The sequence below is a fragment of the Pseudooceanicola sp. HF7 genome (genome assembly GCF_011806405.1).
Taxonomy (GTDB): domain Bacteria; phylum Pseudomonadota; class Alphaproteobacteria; order Rhodobacterales; family Rhodobacteraceae; genus Pseudooceanicola.
Genome location: NZ_JAATOW010000036.1, coordinates 1 through 26922, shown reverse-complemented (window position 1 = coordinate 26922; position 26922 = coordinate 1). Strand labels below are relative to the sequence as shown.

Genomic DNA, 26922 nt, shown 5'->3' with positions numbered 1-26922 from the left:
GCGGGGCGGATGCCACCCGAATCGGGGTCAAAACCCTGGTTAACAGGGGGAATCCGCGCTTTGGGCAACGTCTGTATCGCGTCGGTATTACGTCGGTATCACGTCGGTGCGCGTGTCGGTATTTGGCCGGGTTAACGCAGCGCGCGGTGGTTGGGCGCTGAGGGTAGGACGCAGAAGAAAGGGCGGGGAAGATCCCCGCCCTTTCCTCCGTGAGTGTTCGCTTTTGCCGCGGGCCCGCCCGTGCGCGGGCCGCGGGTCAGTCCGCCGTCAGCAGCGGAGGCTTGTTGCCCGAGAGCCGCAGCTTGTCCGGCCCGTCCATCTGCAGGGACAGCTTGCCGTCCTTGACCGTGACCTTGACCACGCCGCCCTTGGCAAGCTTGCCGAAGAGCAGCTCTTCCGCGAGCGGCTTCTTGATGTGCTCCTGGATCACGCGGCCAAGCGGGCGGGCGCCCATCTTGTCGTCGTAGCCCTTGTCCGCCAGCCATTCGGCCGCGGGCTTCGTGAGCTCGATCGAAACGCCACGATCCATGAGCTGGGCTTCCAGCTGCAGGACGAACTTTTCCACCACCTGGAGGATGACCTCTTTCGGGAGGGGCGCGAAGGAGATGACCGCATCCAGACGGTTGCGGAACTCCGGCGTGAAGGTCCGTTCGATCGCGGCGGTATCTTCGCCGGTGCGACGGTCCCGCCCGAAGCCGATGGCCGACTTGGCCTGTTCGGAGGCCCCCGCGTTGGAGGTCATGATCAGGATCACGTTGCGGAAGTTCACCGTGCGCCCGTTGTGGTCCGTCAGCTTGCCGTGGTCCATCACCTGCAGGAGGATGTTGTAGACATCCGGGTGCGCCTTTTCGATCTCGTCAAGCAGCAGCACGCAATGCGGATGCTGGTCCACGCCATCGGTCAGCAGACCGCCCTGGTCGAAGCCCACGTAGCCCGGAGGCGCACCGATCAGGCGGGAGACCGCGTGTTTCTCCATGTACTCGGACATGTCGAAGCGCAGCAGCTCCACGCCGAGCGTATCGGCGAGCTGGTTGGCGACCTCTGTCTTGCCGACGCCGGTGGGGCCCGCAAAGAGGTAGTTGCCGATGGGCTTCTCGGGTTCGCGCAGGCCCGCACGGGCCAGCTTGATCGCCGAGGAAAGGGCATCGATGGCAAGGTCCTGGCCGAAGACGACGCGCTTGAGCGAGCCTTCGAGATCCTTGAGCACCTCTGCATCGTCCTTGGTGACGTTCTTGGGCGGGATGCGGGCGATCTTGGCCACGACGGCCTCGATCTCTTTCACGCCGATGGTCTTACGACGCTTGGATTCCGCCACCAGGTGCTGCGCCGCGCCGGCTTCGTCGATCACGTCGATCGCCTTGTCGGGCAGCTTGCGGTCGTTGATGTAGCGCGCGGAAAGCTCCACCGCCGTCTTCACCGCGTCATTGGTGTACTTGATGCCATGGTGTTCCTCGAAATAGGGCTTGAGGCCCTTGAGGATCTTCACCGCGTCCTCGACCGTGGGTTCGTTCACGTCGATCTTCTGGAAGCGACGGGACAGCGCACGGTCCTTTTCGAAGTGCTGGCGGAACTCCTTGTAGGTGGTGGAGCCCATGCAGCGCAGCTTGCCGCCCTGAAGCGCGGGCTTCAGCAGGTTGGAGGCATCCATGGCCCCGCCGGAGGTGGCGCCGGCACCGATGACGGTGTGGATTTCATCGATGAAGAGCACGGCATCGGGGTGGGCTTCCAGTTCGGAGACCACGGATTTCAGCCGTTCCTCGAAATCGCCACGGTAGCGGGTGCCGGCCAGCAGCGCGCCCATGTCGAGCGAGAAGATGGTGGTTTCCGACAGCACGTCCGGGGTTTCGCCCGCCACGATCTTGTGGGCGAGCCCTTCCGCGATCGCGGTCTTGCCGACGCCCGGGTCACCCACGAGCAGCGGATTGTTCTTGCGGCGGCGGCAGAGCACCTGGATGCACCGCTCCACCTCATGCGCGCGGCCGATCAGGGGATCCACGTCCCCCTTGCGCGCCTTCACGTTGAGATTGACGCAATATTTGTCCAAAGCCGATTCCTTGCCCTCGCTCTCATTCGAGGTCGTCGCGGAGCTGCTCGACGTGTTCTGCCGCTCATCGTCCGCGGCACCGGTGACCGGCCGGCTGTCACCGTAGGCGGGATCCTTGGCCACGCCATGGGCGATGAAGTTGACGGCGTCGTAACGGGTCATGTCCTGTTCTTGCAGGAAGTAGGCCGCGTTGCTTTCGCGTTCGGCAAAGATCGCGACAAGCACATTGGCACCGGTGACTTCCGTCCGGCCGGAGCTCTGGACGTGAATGGCGGCGCGCTGGATGACGCGTTGGAAGGCAGCCGTGGGCACGGCTTCGGAGCCGTCCACATCGGTCACGAGGTTGGAAAGTTCCTCATCGACGAATTCGACAAGTGTTTGTCGCAATTCCTCGGTATCGACGGAACACGCTTTCATCACGCGCGCGGCGTCGGGTTCGTCGATCAGGGCCAGAAGCAGATGTTCGAGCGTCGCGAATTCATGGTGCCGGGCGTTCGCCAGCGCGAGGGCTGCATGGATCGCCTGTTCCAGGGTGGTCGAGAATGAAGGCACTGCGGTGCTCCTTTTCGATCTGTGTCGGAGCGGGGTAACGGACCCCAGGTCCAACATGGCCTCTTAGTCTTAAAGTTTGGTCGATCTTGCCGAAGCTTCAAGGTTTTTCTGCGGACGCGCGATCACATTTATCTGCTTTGCATGACAAGTGGAGCGCTATGAGGCGTTTCAGAATGCGTCCTTTCTGCGCCGGACCTCGGCAAAGACCTGGGCGGGGGCGGCACCGGGAAGGCCGACGGCTTCGGCCAGGGATGGCAGGTGCGCCCGCAGGTAGGGGTTGGTTTCAAGTTCTTCCGAAAGGCGGGAGGGCACGGTGGGCCGACCAGCGGCGCGGGCCTCTGCGACGGCTTCGATACGCGATATAAGTGCGGGATTGTCCGGTTCAATGGTCCGGGCGAACTTGCCGTTGGCGCTGGTGTATTCGTGACCGGAGCAGACGGTGGTCTGCGGCGGCAGCGCGGCGAGCTTGCACAGGCTGGCGTACATCATGTCCATCGTGCCCTCGAAGACCCGGCCGCAGCCAAGCGCCATGAGGCTGTCGGCGGTAAAGACCAGCTCCGCTTCGGGCATGTGGTAGGCGATATGGCCCAGGGTGTGGCCCGGGACCTCGATCACCTGCCAGCCGCAGGGGCCGCCGCTGTCGCCCTCGGCCACGTAGTGATCCATGGCGGGCATCTTGTCCTTTTCGGCGGCGGGGCCGGTGACGGTGAGCCCGGGGAAGGCGTCGCGCAGCGCCTCTATGCCCTCCACGTGATCGTGGTGGTGGTGGGTGATGAGCAGGGCGGTGGGTGTCCAGCCCTTGTCCCGCGCGGCGGCAATGATCGGCGCGGCCTCCGGCGCATCCACGATGCAGCAGCCGTCGGGGCCGTTCACCAGGTAGGCGTAATTGTCGCTGCGGCAGGGAATGGTCACAAGGTCGAGGGCCATGGCAAAATCGTCCTTCATTGCTATTGTCTTTGAGTGAACCACCTCGCGGAGCGGCTTTCAATGCATCTGGACGTCCAGGACCTGCGCAACTTCTATTACCGGTCGACGCTGGGGCGCGCGGCCCAGGCCAATATTCGCAAGCAGGTGCTGACGCTCTGGCCCGAGGCCAAGGGGCAGACGGTGGTCGGCTTCGGCTTCGCGGTGCCGCTGTTGCGCCCCTACCTGCCGGAGGCGCGGCGGGTCATCGGGCTGATGCCGGGACCGCAGGGCGTGATGCCCTGGCCGGCGGGGATGCCCAATGTCTCTGTCCTGTGCGAGGAAACCCGCTGGCCGATCGACACGGGCCAGGTGGACAAGCTGGTGCTGATGCACGGGCTGGAAACCACCGAGCGCCCCTCTGAACTGCTGGAGGAATGCTTCCGGGTGCTGGGGCCGGGAGGGCGGGCGCTGTTCATCGTGCCCCACCGCGCCGGGCTCTGGTCGCGGTCGGACCGCACGCCTTTCGGCTACGGGCGGCCCTATAGCCAGGGGCAGCTGGAAGCGCAGCTGAAGTCCCACGCCTTCCTGCCGGAGAACCACGTTCACACGCTGTACCAGCCACCCTCTCACCGCCGGTTCTGGCGCAAGACGGCCGGGTTCTGGGAGGGGCTGGGCGGTGCCATGGCAATGATCGTCTCTGGCGGGGTGCTGATGGTGGAGGCCACCAAGCGCGTGCATCTGCCGGCCGGCCCGGGCGAGCGCGCCCGGCGGGGTTCGGGGCTGCGGGTGCTGGAGGGGCTGACGGCCCCCGCGCCCAAGCCCGAGACCGCGCGGGAAGCCACGCCGGTTCCGACAGGTCGCTGAAGAACGGGGCGCTGAAGAGGCGTCACCGGGCAGGGCGCGGAGCGGGCGCCGACGGCGCTGTCATGCACCGACAGAATCCCGACCGGGGCGGGTTTGGCGCGCCGCAAGCGCTGCCTGAGGCGTCGCAGCCTGCGGTTGATCGGCGTCAATCCGCTGCATCCGAAAGGTGTAGATCCATCCCGGAAATTGCGGCTGAACTGCGTCAAAGCAGCAACGTTTCCCGAGGTTAACTGTACCGCTTCGTCGCAGGCTGGGAGGAGACGTTAAAAAATCCTTACTAGAGAATCCTTGAAAATGCAGATTTGTTGTTGGGCGACCAAATCGCAAAAAGGTGAACAATATCTGACGCTTTGCCTGTCTGGGCACGGGTGGCCAATCGGGGTAAAGCGCGTTAGTCACTGAAAACGCTGGAAAACCGGCCCCGGCCCTGAATGCGATAACCCCTTCAAGCGGGTTGATGGGGGGGCAGGGCTCTGCTAGACCAACGCCGATTTCGATGCTTTGGCAGCGCCAAGGCAGCAAACCCCCTGCGCCGATACAAATGAACGGGGTGGGGCCAGATATCGGAAGGGTGGACGTGTCCGAACCAGCTTCGATTTCCTATGGCATCGCCTCGCGCTATGCCTCGGCCGTTTTCGAGATTTCGAATGAGAACGGCGAGCTGAGCGACCTCGAAACGAGCGTTAACGAGCTCTCCGCTGCGCTGGACGCCAGCGAAGACCTGCGGGAGGTCATTTCCTCTCCTCTGATCAGCCGCACGGAGCAGGGCAACGCCATTGCCGCCGTGGCTGCAAAGCTGGGCCTGACGGCCGCGCTGAGCAGCACGCTGGGCCTGATGGCGCAGAAGCGCCGTCTTTTCGCCCTGCCTCAGCTGGTCAAACGTCTCGAAGAGCTGCTCGCAGAGCACAAGGGTGAAGTGACCGCAGAGGTCACCAGCGCAGAGCCGCTGACCAAAGAACAATCGGAAAAACTTTCCGCCATGCTGGCCGAGACGATCGGCAAGCAGGTTAAACTCCAAACGACCGTCGATGAATCCCTCATCGGTGGTCTTGTCGTCAAAGTGGGTTCGCGCATGGTCGATACCTCGATCCGCTCGAAACTGAACGCACTCCAGAATGTCATGAAAGAGGTCGGATAATGGGAGTCCAAGCTGCCGAAATCTCTGCTATCCTCAAGGAGCAGATCAAGAACTTTGGCCAGGAAGCCAAGGTGGCCGAGGTCGGCCGGGTGCTGTCCGTCGGTGACGGTATTGCCCGTGTCCACGGCCTCGACAACGTCCAGGCCGGCGAGATGGTCGAATTCCCGGGCGGTATCATGGGTATGGCGCTGAACCTCGAAGCCGACAACGTCGGCGTCGTGATCTTCGGCTCCGACCGTGACATCAAGGAAGGCGACACCGTCCAGCGTACCAACTCCATCGTGGACGTTCCCGCGGGCGAAGCCCTGCTGGGCCGCGTCATGGATGGCCTGGGGAACCCGCTCGACGGCAAGGGCCCGATCGAAGGCACCGAGCGTCGCGTCGCCGACGTGAAGGCGCCGGGCATCATCCCGCGGAAATCCGTGCACGAGCCGATGGCCACCGGCCTGAAGTCCGTGGACGCCATGATCCCGATCGGCCGTGGCCAGCGGGAACTGATCATTGGTGACCGTCAGACCGGCAAGACCGCCGTGGCCCTGGACGCGATCCTGAACCAGAAGTCCTACAACGACGCCGCTGGCGACGACGACAGCAAGAAGCTGTACTGCATCTACGTTGCAGTCGGCCAGAAGCGGTCCACCGTTGCCCAGCTGGTCAAGAAGCTGGAAGAGACCGGCGCCATCGAATACACGATGGTCGTGGCCGCAACCGCTTCGGACCCCGCGCCGATGCAGTACCTGGCGCCCTACACCGCCACCGCGATGGCCGAGTACTTCCGTGACAACGGCAAGCACGCGCTGATCATCTACGATGACCTTTCCAAGCAGGCCGTGGCCTATCGCCAGATGTCCCTGCTGCTGCGTCGTCCGCCGGGGCGTGAAGCCTACCCGGGTGACGTTTTCTACCTTCACTCCCGCCTGCTGGAACGTTCGGCCAAGCTGAACGAAGATTTCGGTGCCGGTTCGCTGACGGCGCTGCCGATCATCGAAACCCAGGGCGGCGACGTTTCCGCGTTCATTCCGACCAACGTGATCTCCATCACCGACGGCCAGATCTTCCTGGAAACGGAACTGTTCTACCAGGGTATCCGCCCGGCCGTGAACACCGGTCTGTCGGTGTCCCGCGTGGGTTCGTCGGCCCAGACCAAGGCGATGTCCTCGGTTGCCGGTCCGGTGAAACTGTCGCTGGCCCAGTACCGCGAGATGGCGGCCTTTGCCCAGTTCGGTTCCGACCTTGATGCCGCAACCCAGCGTCTGCTGAACCGTGGTGCCCGTCTGACCGAGCTGATGAAGCAGCCGCAGTACAGCCCGCTGACCAATGCGGAAATCGTCTGCGTCATCTTCGCCGGCACCAACGGCTACCTGGACAAGGTCCCGGTTTCCGAAGTCGGTCGTTTCGAAACGGAGCTGCTGTCCTTCATGCGGTCCAAGAAGCCGGAGGTCCTGCAGTGGATCACCGACGAGGACCCCAAGATCAAGGGCGAGCCCGCGGACAAGCTGAAGGCAGTGCTGGACGAATTCGCAGCAGACTTCGCCTGAGCCTAGGGGGGTAAGCAATGCCTTCTCTGAAGGACCTAAAAAACAGGATCGCGTCGGTCAAATCGACCCGCAAGATCACCAAGGCCATGCAGATGGTTGCCGCGGCGAAACTTCGCCGCGCGCAGGAGGCCGCCGAGAACGCCCGCCCTTACGCGGAACGTTTCGAAGCGGTCCTCGGCCAGCTCGCTGCCTCGGTGGGCGGGTCCGATACGGCGCCGAAACTGCTGGCGGGAACCGGGAAGGACGACGTGCACATGCTCGTCGTCATGACCGCGGAACGCGGCCTCTGCGGCGGCTTCAACACGAACATCGTGAAGCTGGCGCGGACCCACATTGAAAAGCTCAAGGCCGAAGGCAAGACGGTGAAGATCCTCACCGTCGGCAAGAAGGGCCGCGAGCAGCTCAAGCGTACCCACGGCGATCTCTTCGTCGATCACGTCGACCACTCCGAGGTGAAGCAGATGGGCTATGCAAATGCCCAGGCCGTCGCGGCCAAGCTGCTTGCCTCCTACGATGCGGGTGACTTTGACGTGGCCACGATCTTCTACGCGGAGTTCGAGAACGTGGTAACCCAGAGGCCGACGGCACAGCAGGTGATCCCTGCCGTGTTCGAGGACTCCGGGGATGCCGCCGCGGATTACGACTATGAGCCCGGCGAGGCCGAGATCCTTGAAGACCTGTTGCCGCGCGGTGTCGCGACGCAGATCTTCGCGGCCCTGCTTGAAAATGCCGCCTCGGAACAGGGCGCGCGGATGTCCGCAATGGACAACGCAACCCGCAATGCTGGCGATATGATCGACAAGCTGTCCATCGAGTACAACCGGACACGTCAGGCGGTCATCACCAACGAGCTGATCGAAATCATTTCGGGCGCCGAGGCGCTCTAAAACGGAACCGGAGACAACGACATGACTATGAAAGGCAAAGTGACCCAGGTCATCGGCGCCGTTGTGGACGTGCAGTTCGACGGCCATCTGCCGGCCATCCTGAACGCACTGACCACCGACAACAACGGCAACAAGCTGGTTCTGGAAGTTGCGCAGCACCTGGGCGAAAACACCGTCCGCACGATCGCCATGGACGCGACCGAAGGTCTGGTCCGCGGCCAGGAAGTCACCGACACCGAAGGCCCCATCATGGTGCCGGTCGGCAACGCGACCCTGGGCCGGATCCTGAACGTCATCGGCGAGCCGGTTGACGAAAAGGGCCCCGTGAACGCGGATGAGCATCGCTCCATCCACCAGCCCGCTCCGGAATTCATCGAGCAATCGACCGAATCCGAAGTGCTGGTCACCGGCATCAAGGTCATCGACCTGCTGGCCCCCTACGCCAAGGGCGGCAAGATCGGCCTGTTCGGCGGCGCCGGCGTGGGCAAGACCGTTCTGATCATGGAACTGATCAACAACATCGCAAAGGTGCACTCGGGCTTCTCCGTGTTCGCCGGTGTTGGTGAGCGGACCCGTGAAGGCAACGACCTTTACCACGAGATGATCGAATCCAACGTCATCAAGCCGGACAACCTGTCCGAGTCGCAGGTGGCCCTGGTCTACGGTCAGATGAACGAGCCTCCGGGGGCACGTGCCCGTGTGGCACTGACCGGCCTGACCCTGGCCGAGCAGTTCCGCGACCAGTCCGGGACCGACGTTCTGTTCTTCGTGGACAACATCTTCCGCTTCACGCAGGCCGGTTCCGAGGTGTCCGCACTTCTGGGTCGTATCCCTTCGGCCGTGGGCTACCAGCCGACGCTGGCCACCGACATGGGCCAGATGCAGGAACGGATCACCTCCACCAAGGCAGGGTCGATCACCTCGATCCAGGCCGTCTACGTTCCCGCGGATGACCTTACCGACCCCGCGCCCGCGACGACCTTTGCCCACCTCGACGCGACCACCAACCTTAACCGTGCGATCTCCGAACTGGGGATCTACCCGGCGGTTGACCCGCTCGACAGCTCCTCGCGCCTGATGGATCCGCAGATCATCGGTGAAGAGCACTACCAGGTGGCCCGTGACGTGCAGGGGATCCTGCAACGCTACAAGTCGCTGCAGGACATCATCGCCATCCTCGGGATGGACGAACTGTCCGAAGAGGACAAGCTGACCGTCTCCCGCGCGCGGAAGATCCAGCGTTTCCTCAGCCAGCCCTTCGACGTCGCGAAAGTGTTCACCGGCTCTGACGGTGTGCAGGTTCCGCTGGAAGACACCATCAAGTCGTTCAAGGCCGTTGTGGCCGGCGAATACGACCACTTCCCCGAATCCGCCTTCTACATGGTCGGCGGCATCGATGAAGTGATCGCCAAGGCCGAGAAGCTGGCCGCGGAAGCGGCGTAAGGATCTGATCCATGGCAAACACGATGGAATTCAGCCTGGTTTCCCCCGAACGGAGCCTAGTCTCCGGTAAGGTGGAATCCGTGCAGATCCCGGGAACCGAAGGGAACCTCACGGCGATGCCTGGTCATGCGCCGATGATGACCACCCTGCGCCCCGGCGTCCTGCACATCTCGGGCGGGCCCGATGGCGAGGATGATTACGTCGTGACCGGCGGCTTTGCCGAAATCTCTGCCGAGGGTGTCACCATCCTGGCAGAGAAGGCCCTTCACCAGAAGGAAATGACCCAGGAGATCCTGAACGACTGGGTTGCCGAGGCACGCAAGGCCTGGAAGGACGCCACCGACGACAACGCGGTGGCCCATACGGCCAAGCTGATGTCCGACATGGTCGCCATGGGCTCCCATATCGGTCTCGACCCCGATCACGCCAACTACATCGAGTGATCGCAAGATCACTTTGAAACAGCGAAGGCCCCGCCGGTTCGGCGGGGCCTTTTGCGTTTCGGAGGAGGGGGAGCAGGTGGCAGAGGCCGGGGGTCCCGGGAAGGGGCGCTGTGCGCGGGTGGCGCGGCGGGCCTGTCCATCGCAGATCACCCCACCGCCGAATGCACTACATCACGGCGGGTTACGCGCCCTCGCCGCGGAGCGCATTCACCCTACAGTCCAGGCTGGTGACCAAAGGAGCGGGGCGAACGATGTGGAATTGGATCAATGAGTACAGTGCGGGCCTGAGCGTCTTGCTCAGCGTGGGGACCCTGCTTGTATGGATTGCATATTTCCAGATCCTGTTGGGGTCCTACACACGCCAGAGGCGCACGAAGATCCTTATCAATCGGGGCGCGGGTCGCGGGATCGAAAGCCGCTGCCTGATCTCCAACATGGGGGCGGAGCCGCTTTACATCCTGACTGTCATCGGGGTCCTTTCCGATGACGAGGGGCGGATCGAGGCCGATATCACCGACAGGGATTCCTCGGAAGTCAAAGACGTCAAATCCGTGCGCGAAGGGACCTCTCAGGGGCCTCTGATGTCCGGAGAGTTCATGGACATCGGCCGGTTCTCCGAACTGATGGCGCGCTGCGCGAGGCGAAACCAGCGAGAGACGGACGGGATCGAAAGCCGCTTCGACGGCCTCGAGATTGTCGTCATCGGCGCCTATGGGGCGGAGGATCTTTCCGTCGGGGCCAGGCGCTGCTTTACCCTTCATGGAGGCGACACGGCAAAGGAGCTTGTTCCGGACAGCGTATCCACGCACCAGATGCGCTCCCGCAGGGAACGCAGGGCGGCCGAAAGCTATCTTCACAATCAGCTCCGGCAGAGCCGGCAGCCGAAGTCGGACTGAGCGTCCCGAGAACTGGAAGAGGTGATCGGCAGCGGCCTGTTGTCGGATCGCTCCGCACAGTAGGCAGACAGGATCTGTTCTTGGGGGCTGCTCTTGCGGGCGCGAGGCGGCGCGGCCAGCTAATCTATACCCGGAAACGCCGCCTCTGACGGCGGGCGCGGCGCCTTCAGGGGGCCTTCACCAGGCTGCAGAGGGGGGACGCCGGGGGGCAGATCCCCCCCGTGCCCCCCGCCGCCCGGGGCGACGTTGGCTAGAGCTCGATCGGCTCAAGCACGTCGGGCTCGATCACGGTCACGCCGGGCAGCTCTGCCTTCAGCAGGTCGGCGTTCTGCTCCAGCGCGGGGAAGGTGCGGTAATGCATCGGGATCACCGTCTTGAAATCGAAGAAGGTCTTGGCCGCATAGGCCGCCCGCTTCATGTCCATCGTGTAAAAGCCCCCTGCAGAGAGGATGCCGATGTCCGGCTTGTGCAGGTCGTTGAAGATCTTCATGTCCGCCATCACGTCCGTGTCGCCGGAGAAATAGATCGAATGGCCTTCGCCCTCGATCATGAAGCCCGATTCGGCGCCCACGTAGGCCGGGCCGTGATCGGTGGAGATCGAGGAACTGTGGGTGGCGTTCACCATGGTGACGGAGACATCGCCCACCTTCACGGTGCCGCCCTTGTTGAAGCCTACGCAGTCCACGCCGGACTTGCCCCAGAAGCCGGCCAGATCGGCGATGCAGTAGATCTTGGCGCCGGTTTCTTCGGCGATGGCGAGCGCGTCGGCGGTGTGGTCGTCATGACCATGGCTGATGAAGATCGCGGTCACGCCAGAGAGCGCCTCTGCCCGGCGGTCTTCGGGAAAGACCGGGTTGCCGGAGAGGAACGGGTCCACCAGCAGCACCTCGCCGCCGATTTCGAAACGGAAAGAACCATGGCCAAGCCAGATGATTTTCATGGGGAAACCTCCTATGTCTGGGGGGCAACGTAGCATCGGGACGGACGGGTTAAACCCCTTGGAGCTGAGCCGACAGATAGATGCCTATTGCGAACGGCTGGGGTCGGGGCTTTGGGCGGAGCCGCTGAACGCGGTGACCAACCTGGCCTTCGTGCTGGTGGCGGCCCTGCTGTGGCACAGGGCGCGGGGCGTGCCGCTGGCGCGGGCGCTTTGCGTGACGCTGGCGGCGATCGGGGTGGGGTCGGGGCTGTTCCATACCTTTGCCACGGCCTGGGCAGGGGCGGCGGATACGCTGCCGATCCTGGTCTTCATCCTGATCTACATCTTCGCGGCCACCCGCGACATGCTGGGGCAGCGCCCGCTGGTCGCCGGGCTGGCGGTGCTGGCCTTCTTCCCGCTGGCCGCCCTGACCACGCCGCTTTTCGCGCGGCTGCCGCTTTACGGGGTCAGCGCGGGCTACATGATCGTGCCGGTGCTGATCGCGGGCTATGCCCTTGCGCTGGCGCGCCGCGCGCCCGCCACAGCGCGCGGCCTGGCGATCGGGGCGGGGCTGCTGCTGCTGTCGCTCAGCTTCCGGTCACTGGACGCGCCCCTTTGTGCGGCGACCGTTGGCATCGGCACCCATTTCCTGTGGCATCTGCTCAATGCCGTGCTGCTGGGCTGGATGATCGTCACCTACCTGCGCCACATGCTTGCGGGCGGGGCGCGCGGGCGCTAAACCCGTGCCGATCAAAGCGCCCGTTCCAGCAGAAAGAGGCTCCGATGTCGATCGACACCGCAACTGCCGCCAAGGTGGCGAAACTGGCCCGCATCAAGGTCGAGGAAGATCAGCTTCCCGCCCTGGCGGAAGAGTTCAACACGATCCTCGGGTTCATCGAACAGCTGAACGAGGTCGACGTGGAGGGCGTGGAGCCCATGACCAGCGTCACGCCGCAGCGCCTGAAGCGGCGCGAGGACGTGGTCACGGAAGGCGACCAGCAGGACAAGATCCTGGCCAATGCGCCCGATGCCCGCGAAGGCTTCTTCGCTGTGCCCAAGGTCGTCGAGTAACCGCTCCGACCGCTTCCGGGGTCCGCGCCGCATGCGGTGGGACCTGCGCCGACCTGCCATCCGAAAGGCACTGAAATGACCGATCTGAACACCCTGAAAATCGCCGAGGCACGCGATGCCCTGCGCAAGGGCGACGTGACCTCTGCCGAGCTGACAGAGGCCTGCCTGACCGCCATCGAGGGCGCGGGCCAGCTGAACGCCTTTGTCCACGACACCTCCGAGATCGCGCGCGCTCAGGCAGCCGCCGCCGATGAGCGTATCAAGGCCGGGGATGCACCCGCCATGTGCGGCATCCCGCTGGGGATCAAGGACCTGTTCTGCACCAAGGGCGTGCCCAGCCAGGCGGCTTCCAACATCCTCGGCGGCTTCAAGCCGGAATACGAAAGCACCGTGACGCAGAACCTGTTCGACGCGGGTGCGGTCATGCTGGGCAAGCTGAACATGGACGAGTTCGCCATGGGCAGCTCGAACGAGACCTCCTGCTACGGCAATGCGGTGAACCCCTGGCGGCGCGGCAATGACGAGACGGCACTGACGCCCGGGGGCTCTTCCGGGGGCTCTGCCTCTGCGGTTTCTGCGGATCTCTGCCTTGCGGCGACGGGCACGGATACCGGCGGCTCCATCCGCCAGCCGGCCGCCTTTACCGGCATCACGGGCATCAAGCCGACCTACGGGCGCTGCTCCCGCTGGGGCATCGTGGCCTTCGCCTCCAGCCTGGACCAGGCGGGCCCGATGACCAAGGACGTGCGCGATGCGGCGATCATGCTGGAGGCCATGTGCTCCTATGATCCCAAGGATTCCACCAGCATGGATATCGCCGTGCCCGATTTCGAGGCCATGCTGACCGGCGACATCAAGGGCAAGGTCATCGGTATTCCGAAAGAGTACCAGATGGAGGGCATGCCCGAGGAGATCCAGAAGCTCTGGGACGAGGGCAAGGCGATGCTGAAGGCCGCGGGCGCCGAGATCCGCGATATCTCTCTTCCGCATACGAAATACGCGCTGCCCGCCTATTACGTGATTGCCCCGGCCGAGGCCTCTTCCAACCTGGCGCGCTATGACGGCGTCCGCTACGGCCACCGCGCCAAGCTGGCTCAGGGCGACGGCATCACCGAGATGTACGAAAAGACCCGGGCCGAGGGCTTCGGCCACGAGGTGCAGCGCCGCGTCATGGTCGGCACCTACGTGCTGAGCGCGGGCTTCTACGATGCCTATTACAACCGCGCGCGGCGCGTCCGGGCCCTGATCAAGAAGGACTTCGACGATGTCTTCGCGGCAGGGGTCGATGCGATCCTGACGCCGGCGACGCCCTCGGCTGCCTTCGGTCTGGGCGAGATGACCGAGGCGGACCCGGTCGCCATGTACCTGAACGATGTCTTCACCGTGACGGTCAACCTGGCCGGCCTACCGGGCATCGCCCTGCCCACGGGGATGAACGCGCAGGGTCTGCCGCTGGGCCTGCAGCTGATCGGCCGTCCCTGGGAGGAAGGCGATCTGCTGAACACCGCCTATGCGCTTGAGCAGGCCGCAGGCTTTGTTTCCAAGCCTTCCAAATGGTGGTAAGCCGCTAATCCAGACCGCCGGATGCCCGGCGGCGCGGCCTTTCTGGCGGCGCCGTGACAGGGCAGGCCGGACGGCACAGGCATGAGCAGAGTGACGACGATGCGCAAGATGATGACCGCCCTGGCCCTTCTGGGCCTGGCAGGCTGCACCGGAACGACCGGTGGCAGCTATTCCGCCTCCAGCCAATATGCCCACGAGCGGGAGATGATCCTGGCCGGCTCTGGCCCCGCGGCGGGCGGGGCGCAGGGCGCCTCTGCGCTGGCAGCGCCGGCGGTCTCTTCCCAGCCGCTTTCGGCCATGGGAACGACAGCCGGGGCGGGGAACGGCTCTGCCGTGGCATCGCAGACCGATGCCATGCTGAACGCCACCGCCGCGGCGCCCGAGGCCGTGAACGAGATCGGGATCTCCGAGGAAAACAACTTTGAGGCCGTGGGCGAGCAACGCTCGCGCGAGGAAGACGCGGCGCTGATCGCGGCCAACCGCGCACGCTACGAGCAGGTGCAGCCGACCGCCCTGCCGCAGCGTGAGGCGACCGGGCCGAACATCGTGGCCTATGCGCTGAACAGCACCAACCCCAAGGGCGTGCAGATCTACCAGCGGGGCTCGCTGTTCACGGAATCGCGCAATGCGCGCAATTGCAGCAAGTTCCCCTCTCCTGACATGGCGCAGCGGCAGTTCCTGGCCAGCGGCGGGCCGCAGAAGGATCCCAAGGCGCTGGACCCGGATGGGGATGGCTATGCCTGTTCCTGGGATCCCGCGCCCTTCCGCAAGGCGGCTGCCGCCGCGAACGGGTGAACCGCGCGACCCCGGATGCGGCTGGGGCACTCTGGTGCCCCTCCGCCAATGTCGGGGACCGGCGGGGCGGGGCCCTGCCGGACATCATCGTCCTGCATTTTACTGCCATGGCCACCGCCGAGGCAGCGCTTGAGCGGCTCTGCGACGAGTCCCCGCCAGAGGGGCTTTTCCCCGTCTCCTGTCATTACCTGATCGCCGAGGATGGCCGGCTCTGGCAGCTGGTGCCGGAGGCCCGGCGCGCCTGGCATGCCGGCGCCGGGGCCTGGGGCGACGTCGAGGACGTGAATTCACGCTCCATCGGGATCGAGCTGGCCAATCCGGGCGATACCCCCTTTGCCGCGCCGCAGATGGCCCGGCTGGAGGCGCTGCTGGGCGGCATCATGCAGCGCTGGTCGATCCCGCCTGAGCGGGTGATCGGCCATTCGGACATGGCGCCGGTGCGCAAGGTCGATCCAGGGCCGAAGTTCGACTGGCGCCGGCTGGCGCTCCAAGGGCTCTCGGTCTGGCCGGAGCCGGGTGATGTGGCTGGCGAGGACGGGGCCGGGGAGGACGGGACGTTCTTTTCCGACCTTGCGCGGTTTGGCTATCGCCATCCGGAGGGCGTGAGCGAAGAGGCCCTGCTGGCGGCCTTCCGCATGCGTTTTCGCCCCTGGGCGACGGCGGCGGAGAGCCCGGCGGATCGGGCCGTGGCGCGCGCGCTGGCGCGGCGCTATCCGGTTCTGCGGGGCTGATCGGGCGCGGAAACCGGCGGGCTGCGCGCCTGGGGAGGGCTGCCTCCGGCGGGAGTTTTTCGGCAAGAAGAAGAGGGGGGGAGCGCCTGGTTTGGCGGCGGCGGTTCTTTGTTGGACCGTCGGGGCCGTTCGTGGGAGTTGGGTTTGCCGGGAGGGGGGATGGTGGATTTGCCGCGGTGGGGAAATCGCGGCGTCATGAGGCTTGCCTCCCTCGCGGCTTGGGCTTAGGCCGTTGCCATGAAAATTCTGTTCCTCGGAGATGTCATGGGCCGCGCCGGGCGCCGGGCCATCACGGAGGTCCTGCCGCGCATGCGGGAGGCCTGGAAACTCGATTTCGTTGTCGTCAATGGCGAGAATGCCAGCCATGGGGCCGGGCTGACCGGCGATCATGCCAAGGGCATCCTGGCGGCGGGCGCCGATGTGATCACGCTGGGCGATCACGCCTTTGACCAGCGCGACATGATGCAGTTCATCGAGAGCGAGCCCCGGGTGATCCGGCCGCTCAATTTCGCCAAGGATGCGCCGGGGCGCGGTCATGGCGTCTTCGATGCGCGCGGCAAGAAGGTGCTGGTGACCCAGGTGCTGGGCCAGGTCTTCATGAAGCGGCCCTTCGAGGATCCCTTTGCCCATGTCGAGGCGGTGCTGAAGAAATATCCCGCGGGCGGCCTCGTGCAGGCGGCGCTGGTGGATGTGCATTGCGAGGCGACCTCGGAGAAGATGGCGATGGGCCATTACTGCGACGGGCGTGCCAGCGTGGTCGTGGGCACCCATACCCATGTGCCCACGGGCGATGCGCAGATCCTGCAGAAGGGCACGGCCTTCCTGAGCGATGCGGGCATGACGGGCGATTACAATAGCGTCATCGGCATGGAGAAGACCGAGCCGATGCGCCGTTTCGTGACCGGCATGGCCAAGGGACGCTTCACCCCCGCCGAGGGCGAGGCGACCCTGTCCGGCCTTTACGTGGAGACCGATGATCGCACCGGCAAGGCGCTGCGGGTAGAGCCCGTGCGCCAGGGCGGGCGGCTGGCCGCGGCAGGTCCCGCACCGCTGGCGTGAGCGCCCGCGCGGGTCTGCTGGCGATCCTGCTGATCGGGGCGACCTGGGGTCTGACCCAGCCGCTGATCAAGATCGCCGTCAGCACCGGGCACGGGCAATTCGGGCTGGTTTTCTGGCAGCTTGTTATGAGTGCCCTGCTGGCTGGCGGGATCTGTGCGGCGCGGGGCCGGGGCCTGCCGCTGACCCGCAGCGCGCTGCGGACCTATCTTGTCGTGGCGGCCCTTGGCTCTGTCCTGCCCAGCCTTGCGACCTATCGCGCGGCGGTCTTCCTGCCGGCCGGCCTGCTGGCGATCCTGATCTCGACCGCGCCGCTGATGGCCTTTCCGCTGGCCATGCTGATGGGCAACGAGCGGTTCAGCCTGCGCCGCCTGGCCGGGCTTTGCCTTGGGTTCGGCGGGGTGCTGGTGCTGCTCAGCCCCGGGGGCACGACGGTGAGCGGCGCGGTGGCGCTGATGTTCGTGCCCGTGGCCCTGATCGCCCCGGCGCTTTACGCGCTGGAGGGCAACCTGCTGGGCCGGCTGGGCATGGGCGGGGCCGATCCCTTCCAGGCGGTCTTCGGCGCGGCCCTGCTGGGGCTGGGGTTCAGCCTTCCGCTGGCGCTTGGCACCGGGCAGTTCATCCGCCCCTGGCAGGGCTTCGGCCTGCCCGAGGGCGCCATGTTGCTGTGCGGGCTGATCAATACCTTTGCCTATGCGGGCTACGTGCTGCTGATCACCCGCAGCGGGGCGGTCTTTGCCGCGCAGGTCGGCTACCTGGTCACCGCCTTCGGGCTGGCCTGGTCCATGGCGCTGCTGGGGGAAAGCTATGCGCCGGGCTTCTGGATTGCCGGGGCGCTGATCCTGGGCGGGATCATCCTGGTGCAGCCGCGCCGCGACGCCCTGGCGGCGGGCTGAGGCGCAGGGCTATCGGGCCCGGCCCGCGCCGCAGCCCCGGCTTAGTTGCACAGGTCCAGTTCGTTCGGGCAGGGTGCCAGCCCCATGGAGGCGCGCACGGTCTGCATGCGCTGCGCATTGGGCGGGTGGGTGCCCAGGAAATCCCCTGACGGATCGGGCAGCCGGTCGAAGTAGAGCGCGCCCTTCAGGGGATCGAACCCGGCCGCGCGGGCGATGCGGGTGCCCAGGTAATCGGCCTCAAGCTCGTACTGGCGGGAATAGCTGTGGGCCCCGAAGGCGGCGCCGACCTCTCCTGCCTTGCGGATCGCGTCCTCCGAAGCGCCGTTGCGGGCGGCGACCTCTGCGTAGACGCGGGCCTCTTCCTCGGCGTGGGCGGCCTGTTTGGCCAGGTGGTCCAGGATGTGGTGAGAGGCCTCGTGACTCATGACGAAGGCCAGCTCATCGGGGTTCCGCATGTCAGAGATCAGCGCCAGGGTGAAGATCAGCACCGGGTCGCCTTCGTCATCCACGGTCTGGAAGGCATTGGGCGGCTGGCGGCGGCGGCCGTCGATGGCGATGCGGAAGTCGCAGTGATCGTCCTGGCGGGTGGCCTGGCAGACGCTGTCGGCCACGGGTTCCACGGCGCTGACCACGGCGGCGAATTGCTTGGCCGCGGCGGCGGCGTTCAACCGCGATGGCGTGCCTTCGGGGTCCGGTGGCAGCGACCCCATGGGGGCACAGCCCGCCAGCCCCGCAAGCGCGGTCAGGATGATCACTGCCGATGCCTTCATTCCGTAGCTTCCTTGCCCTTTCCACCCATAGTAATGGCTGAGACAGGCGGGAACAGCCGGAAAACGCGCTATTGCTGAAATAGCAGATGTCGCGACTCGGGGAGAGGGGCTAGCCTGTACACATGTTTACGATTGAGCACGAATTCGACTGCACCGTCGTCACCCTGGTGGATGATGGCCCGTCGCCGCTTCAGGAGGACGTTGTGATCAACGCCTTCGAGGAATGCGTGACCGTGGAGCAGTACGATGCCCGCACCGATGAAATGCGCAAGGTGACCCTTTCGCTGGCCCAGCTGCGCGATCTTCAGGCGGCGCTGAACCTGCCGGAGGGCAGTTACATGCTGAGCAGCGCCAAACCGGGCTGAGCAGGTTCCTGCCGAGACCCGGCGCGCTTCGCCCCCAGGCGCCTCTGTGGGGCTTTCGGCAGGGCCAGGCCTAGGCGTCCAGCGTGAAGACCTTGTCCCGCGCGGTCTGGCCCCGGATCAGGGTCAGGCTGGTCTTGGGCACGCCAAGCGCTTTCGCCAGGATTTTCCGCACGGCCTCGTTCGCCTTGCCGCCTTCGGGGGGCACGGTGACATAGACCCGCAGGCTGTCGCCCTCCTGCGTGATCCGGTCGCGGGAGGCACCGGGGGTCACGCGCACCGCGATCTGGGCACCGGGGCGGGCTAGGTCTGACAGATCGGGCAGCCGGGGGGCCATGGGCGCATCCTTTCGCGCCCGGATGTACGGCGCGGCCTGCCAGAGGGCAAGGCCGGGAGGGCGCGCGGGGCGCAGGGCTTGCAGCCGCGGTGGTGACAGGCCAGTCTGCCCGCGACCGGACAGGAGGGGCAGATGGCGCAGACGGGATTTTACTGGGACGAGCGGTGCTTCTGGCACGCGGGCGGCAATTACGCCATGACCATGCCCATCGGAGGCTTCGTCCAGCCCATGGCCGCCGGCGGCCTGCCAGAAAGCCCGGAGACCAAGCGGCGGCTGAAGAACCTGATGGATGTCTCCGGCATCACGGCGGATCTGCATGTGGCCTCTGCCCCGGAAGCCAGCCGGGAGGACCTGCTGCGCGTCCATCCCGAAAGCTACCTGACCGCCTTCAAGGAGATGTCCGATGCCGGCGGCGGAGAGCTGGGCCTGCGTACCCCCTTCGCCCGCGGCGGATACGAGATCGCGGCCCTGTCGGCCGGGCTGGCCTGCCGCGCGCTCGAGGACGTGATGAGCGGCAAGGTGCAGAACGCCTATGCGCTGTCGCGCCCGCCGGGGCATCACTGCCTGCCGGACTGGCCCAACGGCTTCTGCCTGATGGCCAATATCGCCATCGCCATCGAGGCCGCCAAGGCCCGGGGGCAGGCGGGCCGCGTCGTGGTGCTGGACTGGGACGTGCATCATGGCAACGGCACGGAGGCGATCTATTATGGGCGCGACGACGTGCTGACGATCTCTGTCCACCAGGAACACAACTACCCGCTCGACACCGGGGAGATCACCGACGGGGGCACCGGCGCCGGGCTGGGCTGCAACATGAACATCCCGCTGCCGCCGGGCGCGGGCCACACCGCCTATCTTGAGGTCATGGACCGCATCGTCCTGCCCGCGATCGAGGCCTTCGCGCCGGATGTGATCGTGGTGGCCTGCGGCTATGACGCGGGGATCTACGATCCGATTGCCTCCATGCTCTGCACGGCGGAGACCTTTGGCGAGATGACGCGCCGGGTGAAGACCCTGGCGGAGCGGATCTGTGACGGTCGCCTGGTGATGGTGCACGAGGGCGGCTATTCGGAGGTCTACGTGCCCTTCTGCGGACACCGGGTGATCGAGGTCCTGTCCGGCTCTGACAAGGTGGTAGAGGATCCCATGGCCGCTACCGTGGCCAAGCGCCAGCCCAATGCCCGCTCAGAGGCCTTCTTCAGCGGGCTGATTGCGGAGATGGCCGAAGAGCTGGCCCTGCCGCTATAGGAAGGGCGCGCGGGCGCAAAGGCCCGACAATCCCGCGTGCCCCCGTGGACTTGCCCCCCCGGATCATGCTGAATGCGGCCTGCACCGGCGGGGGTCCCGCGCCGGGCCGGAACTGTCCCCAAGGGTGAATGCGACATGGAAAACCTAGACCTCTCATTGCTGACGCTGGGGGCCGTGGGCCTGCTGATCCTGCTGGTGCTGGTGGTGTTGTTCCGCCGTCCGGGCGGCGGTGACGAGGTGCTCAGGCAAGAGGTCGCCAGCCTGAAGGACGCGCTTGAGCAGCGCGACCGCGAGCTGGTGGGCGAACGTGACCGGGCGGCGCGCTCGGATGCCTTGGCCGGACAGCGCCAGACGGACCTGGAAGCCCTGCGCCGGGATATCGTCACCCTGCGCGAGAAGCTGGAAGAAAGCGGGCAGGAGCGGAACCGGCTGAGCAATGACATCACCCGCCTGAAGGCGGAGATGCATGCCGAGGGCGAGGCCGCGGATGAAAAGATCGCCATGCTGACCCGCCTGCGCGAAGAGATGACCGGCAAGTTCCGCGAGCTGGCCGCAGAGGCGCTCAAGGTCCAGGGAGAGCAGTTCTCCAAGGTGAACGTGGAGCGCCTGCAGGCCACGCTGACCCCGCTGAAGGAACACGTGGGCCACTTCGAGAAGGAGCTGAAGGAGGTCTACAAGGCCACCATCGACGACCGCGCGGCGCTGAAGGCGGAGATCATGCAGCTTTCCAAGCGCTCAGAGGCGATTTCCCAGGAGGCCGTGGCGCTGACCCGCGCGCTGCGCTCTGACCAGCAGAAGCAGGGTGCCTGGGGCGAGATGATCCTGGAAAGCATCCTGGAACGCTCAGGCCTGCGGGAGGGCGCGGAATATGAAACCCAGGCCCATCGCACAGGCGAAGAGGGCGGCCGCCTGCGCCCCGACGTGGTGGTGAAGATCCCCGGTGGCAAGACGCTGGTGATCGACAGCAAGGTCTCTCTCGTGGCCTACACAGATGCGGTCAACGCCGAGGAAGAAGCCGAGGCGCTGAGCGCGCGCCGGCGGCACCTGATTTCGCTCAAGCGCCATATCGACGGGCTATCGGCTAAGAACTACCAAAACGCCGAGGATTCCAGCGTCGATTACGTGATCCTCTTCGTGCCGATCGAGGGCGCGCTTTCCGAGGCCCTGCGCGAGGATGGCCAGCTGACCGAATATGCGCTGGATCGCAACGTGACCATCGCCACGCCGACTACGCTGATGATGGCGCTGAAGACCGTGGCCAATGTCTGGGCCGTGGAGAGGCGCAACCAGAACGCCGAAGCCATCGCGGATCGCGCCGGGCGGCTTTACGACAAGGTCGCCGGCTTCGTCGGCAGCATGGAACAGGTCGGCAGCCGGCTGGACCAGGCGCAGAAATCCTATGACAAGGCCTTTGGCCAGCTCTCGCGCGGCAGTGGCAACGTGCTGTCCCAGATCGACACACTGAAAAGCCTGGGCGCCAAGGCCAGCAAGTCGATCTCGGTCGATTTCGACCAGGTGGAGGGCGACCTGCCCGAGCTGGAGGCCGACGAAGAGCAGGACCAGGACCTCGCCTGACGGCCCCTTGGGGCGCGCGCAGGGGCAGCGCAGGGGCCCTCCCCTTCATCCAGGCAGGGGCGCTCTTGCGTAAAAACAGGGGTAAGTCCCCGGTTTGCAAGGCCTTCTTCCCGTGCTAGGCGGATCGCCCGTTCCCCGGAGTGAGTCTTGCCTGGATGCCGATGCGACCAAACCTGCTGCTGCGTCTGCTGCCGCTGCTCCTGCTTGTCCCGACGGGCTGCGTCAGGGATCAGGACCCCGCGGGCGACTGGCTGGGGGACGAGGTGCTGGTAAGCTGGCAGGCGGCGCCTTCGCTGGCCGGCGTTGTGCCTCCGGGCCTGACGCCGCTGGTCTTCACCTTCTCCCCGGCCTCCGAAGCGCTGGAAAACGGCGTCACCCTGGCCGACTGGCGGCGCGAGGCCGGGCGCCAGGGCACCTCTGTCGAGGCGCTTCAGATGGCGCTGGGTGGCAGTGCCTACCTGACCGCCAACGGCCACCTGGCCGCCTGCACCCCCTCGGCCCATGAGGCCGCGCTTTGCGGTCAGCCGCTGTCCCTGTCCCTCACCCAACGCTCCTGGCTGGCCGAAGAGGCGCTTGAGGCAACCGGCCTCTGCGAGTGGCGCGGCTTCGATCCGGTCTTTAACATCCAGGCGCGCGATACCCTGCAGCCTGAAGGGGCAGAGGGCGACCCGGTGCTGCATGTCGCGGCGGCCTGCTGAGCCAGCCGCAGTTCCGGGGCCACAAGCCGTTGAACTCCTGTCGCAAAGGCACGATATCGGGTCAGAGTGACGAGGAGACCCACATGCCAGACCCCAATTCCCAGGCGCTTGCCTTCCTGCAGGCGCGCCGGTCCCGCCCGGCCAAGACCCTGCAAGGCCCCGCGCCGACCCGCGAAGAGCTGCTGCCGCTGCTGACCGCGGCGGCCCGCACCCCGGATCACGGCAAGCTGGAGCCCTGGCGCTTCGTGGTGATCGAGGGCGCGGCCTTCGCGCGGCTGGCGGATCTGGCAGAGGCGCGCGGCAAGGCCCTGGGCAAGGACGAGGCGGCCCTGGCCAAGGGGCGCCAGCAGTTCGATCAGGGGATCCTGGCCGTGGCGGTGATCGAAAGCCCGAAAGAGCACCCCAATGTGCCGGCGCTGGAGCAGACCTACTCCACCGGGGCCGTCTGCCTGTCGCTGCTGAACGCCGCGCTGGCGGCGGGCTGGGGCGCGAACTGGCTGTCGGGCTGGCCCTCTCATGACCGGGGCTTCATGACAGAGGGGTTGGGGCTGGCCGATCACGAACGTATCGCTGGTTTCATCCATATCGCCACCGAAAAGGTCGTGCCGCCTGAACGCCCGCGCCCGGATATCGAGGCGATCACCAGCTGGGTCTCTGCCTGACATGGATGTGGGATTGATCGCACGCTCCTTCGTCCGCACCCTGGGGCAGATCCACGATCCGCGCTTCCGGAAGGTCTTCTTCCTGGGGGTCGGGCTGACCATCGCCCTGCTGATCGCGGTGACGGCCGGGCTGATGTGGGTATTGAACTGGCTGGTGGGGGATGACGCAACCCTGCCGCTGATCGGCCAGGTCAGCTGGCTGGGCGAGCTGGCCAGCGCGGGGGGCTTCCTGGTGATGTCCGTGGCCTCCATCTTCCTGATGGTGCCGGTCGCCTCTGCCGTCACGTCGCTCTTCCTGGAAGAGGTCGCCGATGCGGTGGAGGACGAGCATTACCCCTGGCAGCCAGAGGTCCCCGGCGTGCCGATCCTGGACACGGTGATCGATGCGCTGGGCTTCACCGGGGTGCTGATCCTGGCCAACATCCTGGCGCTGGTGCTTTACCTGGTCTTCCCGCCCTTCGCGCCGCTGATCTTCTGGAGCATGAACGGCTTCCTGCTGGGACGGGAATATTTCACCCTGGCGGCCCTGCGCCGCGAGGGGCGCGAAGGGGCCCGTGCGCTGCGCCGTCGCCACCTGCCCACGATCTGGCTGGCCGGGACGCTGATGGCGATCCCGCTGTCCATCCCGATCGTGAACCTGATGATCCCGATCCTGGGGGCGGCCAGCTTTACCCATATCTACAATGGTGTCGTGGCCCGCGGCCGCTAGGCGCGCGGGGTCCGGCAAGAGCTGACTGTGTCAGGCGGACAGAGAAAAGGCCGGGGCATCGCGCTCCGGCCTGTTTTTCTGGTGTCGTGTCGCGCCGCTCAGCAGGTGGAGCTGTAGAGACAGCCGTCCGGCCCCATGCGGTGGAACAGGTCCAGGTCGCGCACGGAAATCCAGCCCGACAGGATCAGCCCGGCGGCAATTGCGAAGAGCACGGTGCTGATGCCGGTGGTGATCCAGAGCTTGGGCTTGAGGTTATGCACCTCCGGCGCGCCGGACTGGGTGCCGGGGGTGACCTTGCCCATGTCGGCCTGGGTGCGCAGCTTGATCGGCACCACGCAAAGCAGCGTCAGCCACCAGATCACGGCGTAAAGGACGATGGCGGAAGTAATGCCCATCAGGTTTGCTCCAGTTCCACGAGACAGCCGTTGAAATCCTTGGGGTGGAGGAACAGCACCGGCTTGCCATGCGCGCCGATCTTCGGCTCTCCACTGCCCAGCACCCGTGCCCCCGAGGCCTTGAGCTGATCGCGCGCGGCCAGGATATCGGGCACCTCATAACAGATATGGTGAATGCCGCCAGAGGGGTTCTTTTCAAGGAAACCCTTGATCGGGCTGTCCGCGCCCAGCGGGTAGAGCAGCTCGATCTTGGTGTTGGGCAGGGTGATGAAGACCACCGTCACCCCATGGTCCGGCTCATCCTGCGGCGCGCCGACCTCTGCGCCCAGCGTGTCGCGATACTGCGCCGAGGCGGCCTCCAGGTCCGGCACGGCGATGGCGACGTGGTTGAGCTTTCCGATCATGGGGACCCTCCGATTCTCTCTCCCTGAGCGAGCCTAGCATGGGGCGGGCGCAACCGACATGCGGCGGAACGGGGCAGGGCGGGGCGGGGGCAGGGCGCGCGGCCTCCCCGCCGGGTTAACCATGCATTAGCCGCGCTCTCCTAGGTTTTAACCATCGCCGAATGCGAATCCCTCATGCGAGGAGGAACAGGCCCATGGAACCGCTTCAAACACTGACCGCCCCCACCGCCACCCGCCCCATGCTGGGCATGACCGTGCTTGTGGTGGAGGATTCGATCTATGCGTCCGAGGCATTGCGATTGCTCTGCCTGCGCTCGGGGGCGCGGATCCGGCGGGCGGATTGTCTGCGCTCTGCCCGGCGCCACCTGCAGGTCTACCGGCCCTCTGCCATCATCGTTGATCTGGGCCTGCCCGATGGCAATGGCACGGAACTGATCCGCGACCTTGCGCGCGCCGCGCCCAAGGTCAGCGTGATCGCCGCCCTGTCCGGGGATACCGGCGCGCAGGAGGCCGCCATGGCCGCCGGGGCCGATTGTTTCATGGAAAAGCCGCTGACCAGCATCGCCCGGTTCCAGTCCACCATCCTGGCGCATATGCCCCCTGAATACCGGCTGAGCGGCCCGCGCGCGCTGTCCCAGGACCAGGTGGAGCCTGACCAGATCGCCTATCTCGATGACATCACCCATGCGGCAGAGGTGCTCCCGGAAACCGGTGATCCGGGGATGCTGGCCTACCTGACCCAGTTCCTGTCCGGCGTGGCCCGCTGCGCGGGGGATGAGGCGCTGCTGAGCGCGGTCGAAGCGCTTGAAAAGGCCCGTGCGGCCGGCCAGCCGACCCATGCCGCGCTGGCTGTCCTGGATGAGCTTCTGCAGGAGCGGCTTCGCGAGCGCGTGGCGATCTGAGCGGACTGACATAGGGGCTGCTGCCAGGCCGGGACCAATCGACCATCACTCACGAAACGCGAAAGCCCCGCCGGCCCTGCTGGCGGGGCTCTTTTGATGGGGGCGCCGGTGATCCCCCGGGTACAAAAAGGCCCCGTCAGCACGAAGCTGTCGGGGCCTACCTTGCCGATGATCGCGTTTCCGTCCGCCAGGGGATGCTGGCAGTTGGACCCCTGGGGGACGATCAGGCGGCGACGGTCTCGGAAGCGGCGAGTTTCGCGGTCACTTCGACCAGGCGGGTGGCCTGGTGGGCCACGGCGGCCTTGCCTTCGTCACCGAACTGGCCGGCCACGGCGGAGTAACCGTAGGGGTTGCCACCTGCGGCGCCGACGGATTCATGGGTGAAGCCCGGTGCCACGACGATCGCGCCCCAGTGCATCACGGTCGGGTAGAAGGTCAGCAGCGTGCCTTCCATGCCGCCATGGGCGTTACCGGCAGAGGTGGTGGCGGTGACGGTCTTGTTGGCCAGCTTGCCTTCGGCCCAGACGCCGCCCAGCGTGTCGATGAAGGCGCGCACCTGGCTCGGCGCACCGCCGAAACGGGTCGGGAAGGCGAAGAAGTAGCCATCGGCCCAGGCCATGTCTTCCGGCGTGGCGACGGGGATGTCCTGGACCTTGTCGTCCTGGGCCTTCCAGGCGTCCTGGGTTTCGATCACCGCGCGGGGGGCGGTTTCGGGAACGCGCAGCAGGCGGACCTCGGCACCGGCTTCACGGGCAGCGCGGGCGGCTTCCTCGGCGACGGCGTGGTTGGTGCCATAGGTGGAATAGAAGATGATTGCGATCTTGGGGGTGCTCATGACGTTGCTCCTGAGTGTTGGATGCTTGCCCCCCAGATAGTCCGCTCACGCGCCCGTGGCGACTGGCGTAGACGCAATGTGACTGTGCGTGAACGCACGGCCTATTTTAGCGGAAAGCGGGTCCGTGCGCCCAGACAGTGAGCGAAATGCGCTCCCCTTCGGTAACGGGGCGCACCCGATGCAGCGCGAAAGAGGGGAAAAGCACCGCTGTTCCGGGCTCCAGCGGGGCCGTGCGGACATGAGAATCATACAAGACCTCAAGCTGCCCTCCCTGGTAGGCCCC

At 65.8% G+C, this 26922-nt stretch carries 30 protein-coding genes; 21 read left to right on the top strand and 9 right to left on the bottom strand.

Features of this window, described 5'->3' with window-relative positions; translation table 11 throughout:
• Positions 1 to 256 precede the first annotated feature (256 nt).
• Both clpA and gloB read right to left on the bottom strand, forming a co-directional pair.
• On the bottom strand, positions 257 to 2596 hold the full coding sequence (clpA, locus tag HCZ97_RS16715; RefSeq protein WP_167690150.1) for an ATP-dependent Clp protease ATP-binding subunit ClpA: 2340 nt from the start codon (positions 2594 to 2596) through the stop codon (positions 257 to 259).
• Between the two features lie 168 nt (positions 2597 to 2764).
• Positions 2765 to 3523 carry a hydroxyacylglutathione hydrolase gene (gloB, locus tag HCZ97_RS16710; RefSeq protein ID WP_167690182.1) on the bottom strand — a complete coding sequence of 253 codons (759 nt, stop codon included), beginning with the start codon at positions 3521 to 3523 and terminating at the stop codon, positions 2765 to 2767.
• Positions 3524 to 3583: 60 nt separating this feature from the next.
• Here gloB and HCZ97_RS16705 point away from each other — a divergent pair, with 60 nt between their 5' ends.
• The 7 genes from HCZ97_RS16705 to HCZ97_RS16675 all read left to right on the top strand — a co-directional run bounded on the left by HCZ97_RS16705 (position 3584) and on the right by HCZ97_RS16675 (position 10711).
• Positions 3584 to 4366 carry a class I SAM-dependent methyltransferase gene (locus HCZ97_RS16705; RefSeq protein WP_167690148.1) on the top strand — a complete coding sequence of 261 codons (783 nt, stop codon included), beginning with the start codon at positions 3584 to 3586 and terminating at the stop codon, positions 4364 to 4366.
• A 577-nt stretch (positions 4367 to 4943) separates the two neighbouring features.
• Entirely contained in the window at positions 4944 to 5504 is a 561-nt protein-coding gene (locus tag HCZ97_RS16700) for a F0F1 ATP synthase subunit delta (RefSeq protein WP_167690147.1), read from the top strand.
• The gene (gene atpA, locus HCZ97_RS16695) at positions 5504 to 7042 is read left to right on the top strand and encodes a F0F1 ATP synthase subunit alpha (protein WP_167690145.1); all 1539 of its coding nucleotides are present in this window, start codon (positions 5504 to 5506) and stop codon (positions 7040 to 7042) included. The genes HCZ97_RS16700 and atpA overlap by 1 nt, the downstream gene beginning before the upstream one ends.
• Before the next feature lie 17 nt (positions 7043 to 7059).
• Positions 7060 to 7929, top strand: coding sequence for a F0F1 ATP synthase subunit gamma (locus HCZ97_RS16690; RefSeq protein WP_167690143.1), 870 nt, complete (start codon positions 7060 to 7062; stop codon positions 7927 to 7929).
• Positions 7930 to 7956: 27 nt separating this feature from the next.
• Positions 7957 to 9372 (top strand): F0F1 ATP synthase subunit beta, encoded by a 1416-nt coding sequence (atpD, locus tag HCZ97_RS16685; RefSeq protein WP_175581757.1) that lies wholly within the window; start codon positions 7957 to 7959, stop codon positions 9370 to 9372.
• 11 nt (positions 9373 to 9383) lie between these two features.
• Positions 9384 to 9815 carry a F0F1 ATP synthase subunit epsilon gene (locus tag HCZ97_RS16680; RefSeq protein WP_167690139.1) on the top strand — a complete coding sequence of 144 codons (432 nt, stop codon included), beginning with the start codon at positions 9384 to 9386 and terminating at the stop codon, positions 9813 to 9815.
• Between the two features lie 344 nt (positions 9816 to 10159).
• On the top strand, positions 10160 to 10711 hold the full coding sequence (locus HCZ97_RS16675; RefSeq protein ID WP_217701806.1) for a hypothetical protein: 552 nt from the start codon (positions 10160 to 10162) through the stop codon (positions 10709 to 10711).
• 250 nt (positions 10712 to 10961) lie between these two features.
• On the opposite strand, the gene HCZ97_RS16670 is transcribed toward HCZ97_RS16675, so the two are convergent.
• Positions 10962 to 11651, bottom strand: a complete 690-nt coding sequence (locus HCZ97_RS16670) for a metal-dependent hydrolase (protein WP_167690136.1) — start codon at positions 11649 to 11651, stop codon at positions 10962 to 10964.
• Between the two features lie 58 nt (positions 11652 to 11709).
• Between HCZ97_RS16670 and HCZ97_RS16665 the strand changes: the two genes are divergently transcribed.
• From HCZ97_RS16665 to HCZ97_RS16635, 7 genes are all read left to right on the top strand, one after another.
• Positions 11710 to 12369 carry a ceramidase domain-containing protein gene (locus tag HCZ97_RS16665; protein ID WP_254871582.1) on the top strand — a complete coding sequence of 220 codons (660 nt, stop codon included), beginning with the start codon at positions 11710 to 11712 and terminating at the stop codon, positions 12367 to 12369.
• Between the two features lie 44 nt (positions 12370 to 12413).
• Positions 12414 to 12701 (top strand): Asp-tRNA(Asn)/Glu-tRNA(Gln) amidotransferase subunit GatC, encoded by a 288-nt coding sequence (gene gatC / locus HCZ97_RS16660; protein WP_167690132.1) that lies wholly within the window; start codon positions 12414 to 12416, stop codon positions 12699 to 12701.
• Positions 12702 to 12776: 75 nt separating this feature from the next.
• Positions 12777 to 14264, top strand: a complete 1488-nt coding sequence (gatA, locus tag HCZ97_RS16655) for an Asp-tRNA(Asn)/Glu-tRNA(Gln) amidotransferase subunit GatA (protein WP_167690130.1) — start codon at positions 12777 to 12779, stop codon at positions 14262 to 14264.
• Positions 14265 to 14345: 81 nt separating this feature from the next.
• Complete coding sequence (locus HCZ97_RS16650) at positions 14346 to 15059, top strand: hypothetical protein (RefSeq protein ID WP_254871581.1); 714 nt, start codon at positions 14346 to 14348, stop codon at positions 15057 to 15059.
• Positions 15056 to 15790, top strand: coding sequence for an N-acetylmuramoyl-L-alanine amidase (locus HCZ97_RS16645; protein WP_368484388.1), 735 nt, complete (start codon positions 15056 to 15058; stop codon positions 15788 to 15790). The genes HCZ97_RS16650 and HCZ97_RS16645 overlap by 4 nt, the downstream gene beginning before the upstream one ends.
• Positions 15791 to 16027: 237 nt before the next feature.
• Entirely contained in the window at positions 16028 to 16849 is an 822-nt protein-coding gene (locus HCZ97_RS16640) for a TIGR00282 family metallophosphoesterase (protein ID WP_167690128.1), read from the top strand.
• On the top strand, positions 16846 to 17742 hold the full coding sequence (locus HCZ97_RS16635; RefSeq protein ID WP_167690126.1) for a DMT family transporter: 897 nt from the start codon (positions 16846 to 16848) through the stop codon (positions 17740 to 17742). Before HCZ97_RS16640 ends, HCZ97_RS16635 begins: the two co-directional genes overlap by 4 nt.
• Before the next feature lie 41 nt (positions 17743 to 17783).
• On the opposite strand, the gene HCZ97_RS16630 is transcribed toward HCZ97_RS16635, so the two are convergent.
• Positions 17784 to 18512 carry a M48 family metallopeptidase gene (locus tag HCZ97_RS16630; protein WP_254871580.1) on the bottom strand — a complete coding sequence of 243 codons (729 nt, stop codon included), beginning with the start codon at positions 18510 to 18512 and terminating at the stop codon, positions 17784 to 17786.
• Positions 18513 to 18634: 122 nt separating this feature from the next.
• Between HCZ97_RS16630 and HCZ97_RS16625 the strand changes: the two genes are divergently transcribed.
• Positions 18635 to 18877 (top strand): hypothetical protein, encoded by a 243-nt coding sequence (locus HCZ97_RS16625; RefSeq protein ID WP_167690124.1) that lies wholly within the window; start codon positions 18635 to 18637, stop codon positions 18875 to 18877.
• Positions 18878 to 18947: 70 nt separating this feature from the next.
• Here HCZ97_RS16625 and HCZ97_RS16620 read toward each other — a convergent pair whose 3' ends face one another.
• Positions 18948 to 19211, bottom strand: coding sequence for a DUF167 domain-containing protein (locus HCZ97_RS16620; protein ID WP_167690123.1), 264 nt, complete (start codon positions 19209 to 19211; stop codon positions 18948 to 18950).
• A 132-nt stretch (positions 19212 to 19343) separates the two neighbouring features.
• Between HCZ97_RS16620 and HCZ97_RS16615 the strand changes: the two genes are divergently transcribed.
• From HCZ97_RS16615 to HCZ97_RS16595, 5 genes are all read left to right on the top strand, one after another.
• Positions 19344 to 20459 carry a class II histone deacetylase gene (locus HCZ97_RS16615; RefSeq protein ID WP_167690121.1) on the top strand — a complete coding sequence of 372 codons (1116 nt, stop codon included), beginning with the start codon at positions 19344 to 19346 and terminating at the stop codon, positions 20457 to 20459.
• A 135-nt stretch (positions 20460 to 20594) separates the two neighbouring features.
• Positions 20595 to 22034, top strand: a complete 1440-nt coding sequence (gene rmuC, locus HCZ97_RS16610; protein ID WP_254871579.1) for a DNA recombination protein RmuC — start codon at positions 20595 to 20597, stop codon at positions 22032 to 22034.
• A 161-nt stretch (positions 22035 to 22195) separates the two neighbouring features.
• Positions 22196 to 22732 carry a hypothetical protein gene (locus HCZ97_RS16605; protein ID WP_217701805.1) on the top strand — a complete coding sequence of 179 codons (537 nt, stop codon included), beginning with the start codon at positions 22196 to 22198 and terminating at the stop codon, positions 22730 to 22732.
• A gap of 83 nt (positions 22733 to 22815) precedes the next feature.
• Entirely contained in the window at positions 22816 to 23394 is a 579-nt protein-coding gene (locus HCZ97_RS16600; RefSeq protein ID WP_167690116.1) for a nitroreductase, read from the top strand.
• A 1-nt stretch (position 23395) separates the two neighbouring features.
• Entirely contained in the window at positions 23396 to 24103 is a 708-nt protein-coding gene (locus tag HCZ97_RS16595; RefSeq protein WP_167690114.1) for an EI24 domain-containing protein, read from the top strand.
• Between the two features lie 98 nt (positions 24104 to 24201).
• On the opposite strand, the gene HCZ97_RS16590 is transcribed toward HCZ97_RS16595, so the two are convergent.
• Both HCZ97_RS16590 and mce read right to left on the bottom strand, forming a co-directional pair.
• Positions 24202 to 24498, bottom strand: a complete 297-nt coding sequence (locus HCZ97_RS16590; protein WP_167690112.1) for a DUF1467 family protein — start codon at positions 24496 to 24498, stop codon at positions 24202 to 24204.
• Positions 24498 to 24902: a methylmalonyl-CoA epimerase gene (gene mce, locus HCZ97_RS16585; RefSeq protein ID WP_167690111.1), complete on the bottom strand. Its 405-nt coding sequence runs from the start codon at positions 24900 to 24902 to the stop codon at positions 24498 to 24500. The genes HCZ97_RS16590 and mce overlap by 1 nt, the downstream gene beginning before the upstream one ends.
• Positions 24903 to 25096: 194 nt before the next feature.
• Here mce and HCZ97_RS16580 point away from each other — a divergent pair, with 194 nt between their 5' ends.
• A complete protein-coding gene (locus tag HCZ97_RS16580; protein WP_167690109.1) occupies positions 25097 to 25804 on the top strand; it encodes a response regulator in 708 nt (235 codons plus the stop codon).
• A gap of 223 nt (positions 25805 to 26027) precedes the next feature.
• Here HCZ97_RS16580 and wrbA read toward each other — a convergent pair whose 3' ends face one another.
• Together wrbA and HCZ97_RS16570 are read right to left on the bottom strand one after the other, a co-directional pair.
• A complete protein-coding gene (gene wrbA / locus HCZ97_RS16575) occupies positions 26028 to 26639 on the bottom strand; it encodes an NAD(P)H:quinone oxidoreductase type IV (RefSeq protein WP_167690108.1) in 612 nt (203 codons plus the stop codon).
• A gap of 106 nt (positions 26640 to 26745) precedes the next feature.
• A partial coding sequence (locus HCZ97_RS16570; protein WP_167690106.1) for a 2OG-Fe(II) oxygenase occupies positions 26746 to 26922 on the bottom strand: 177 nt, incomplete at its 5' end.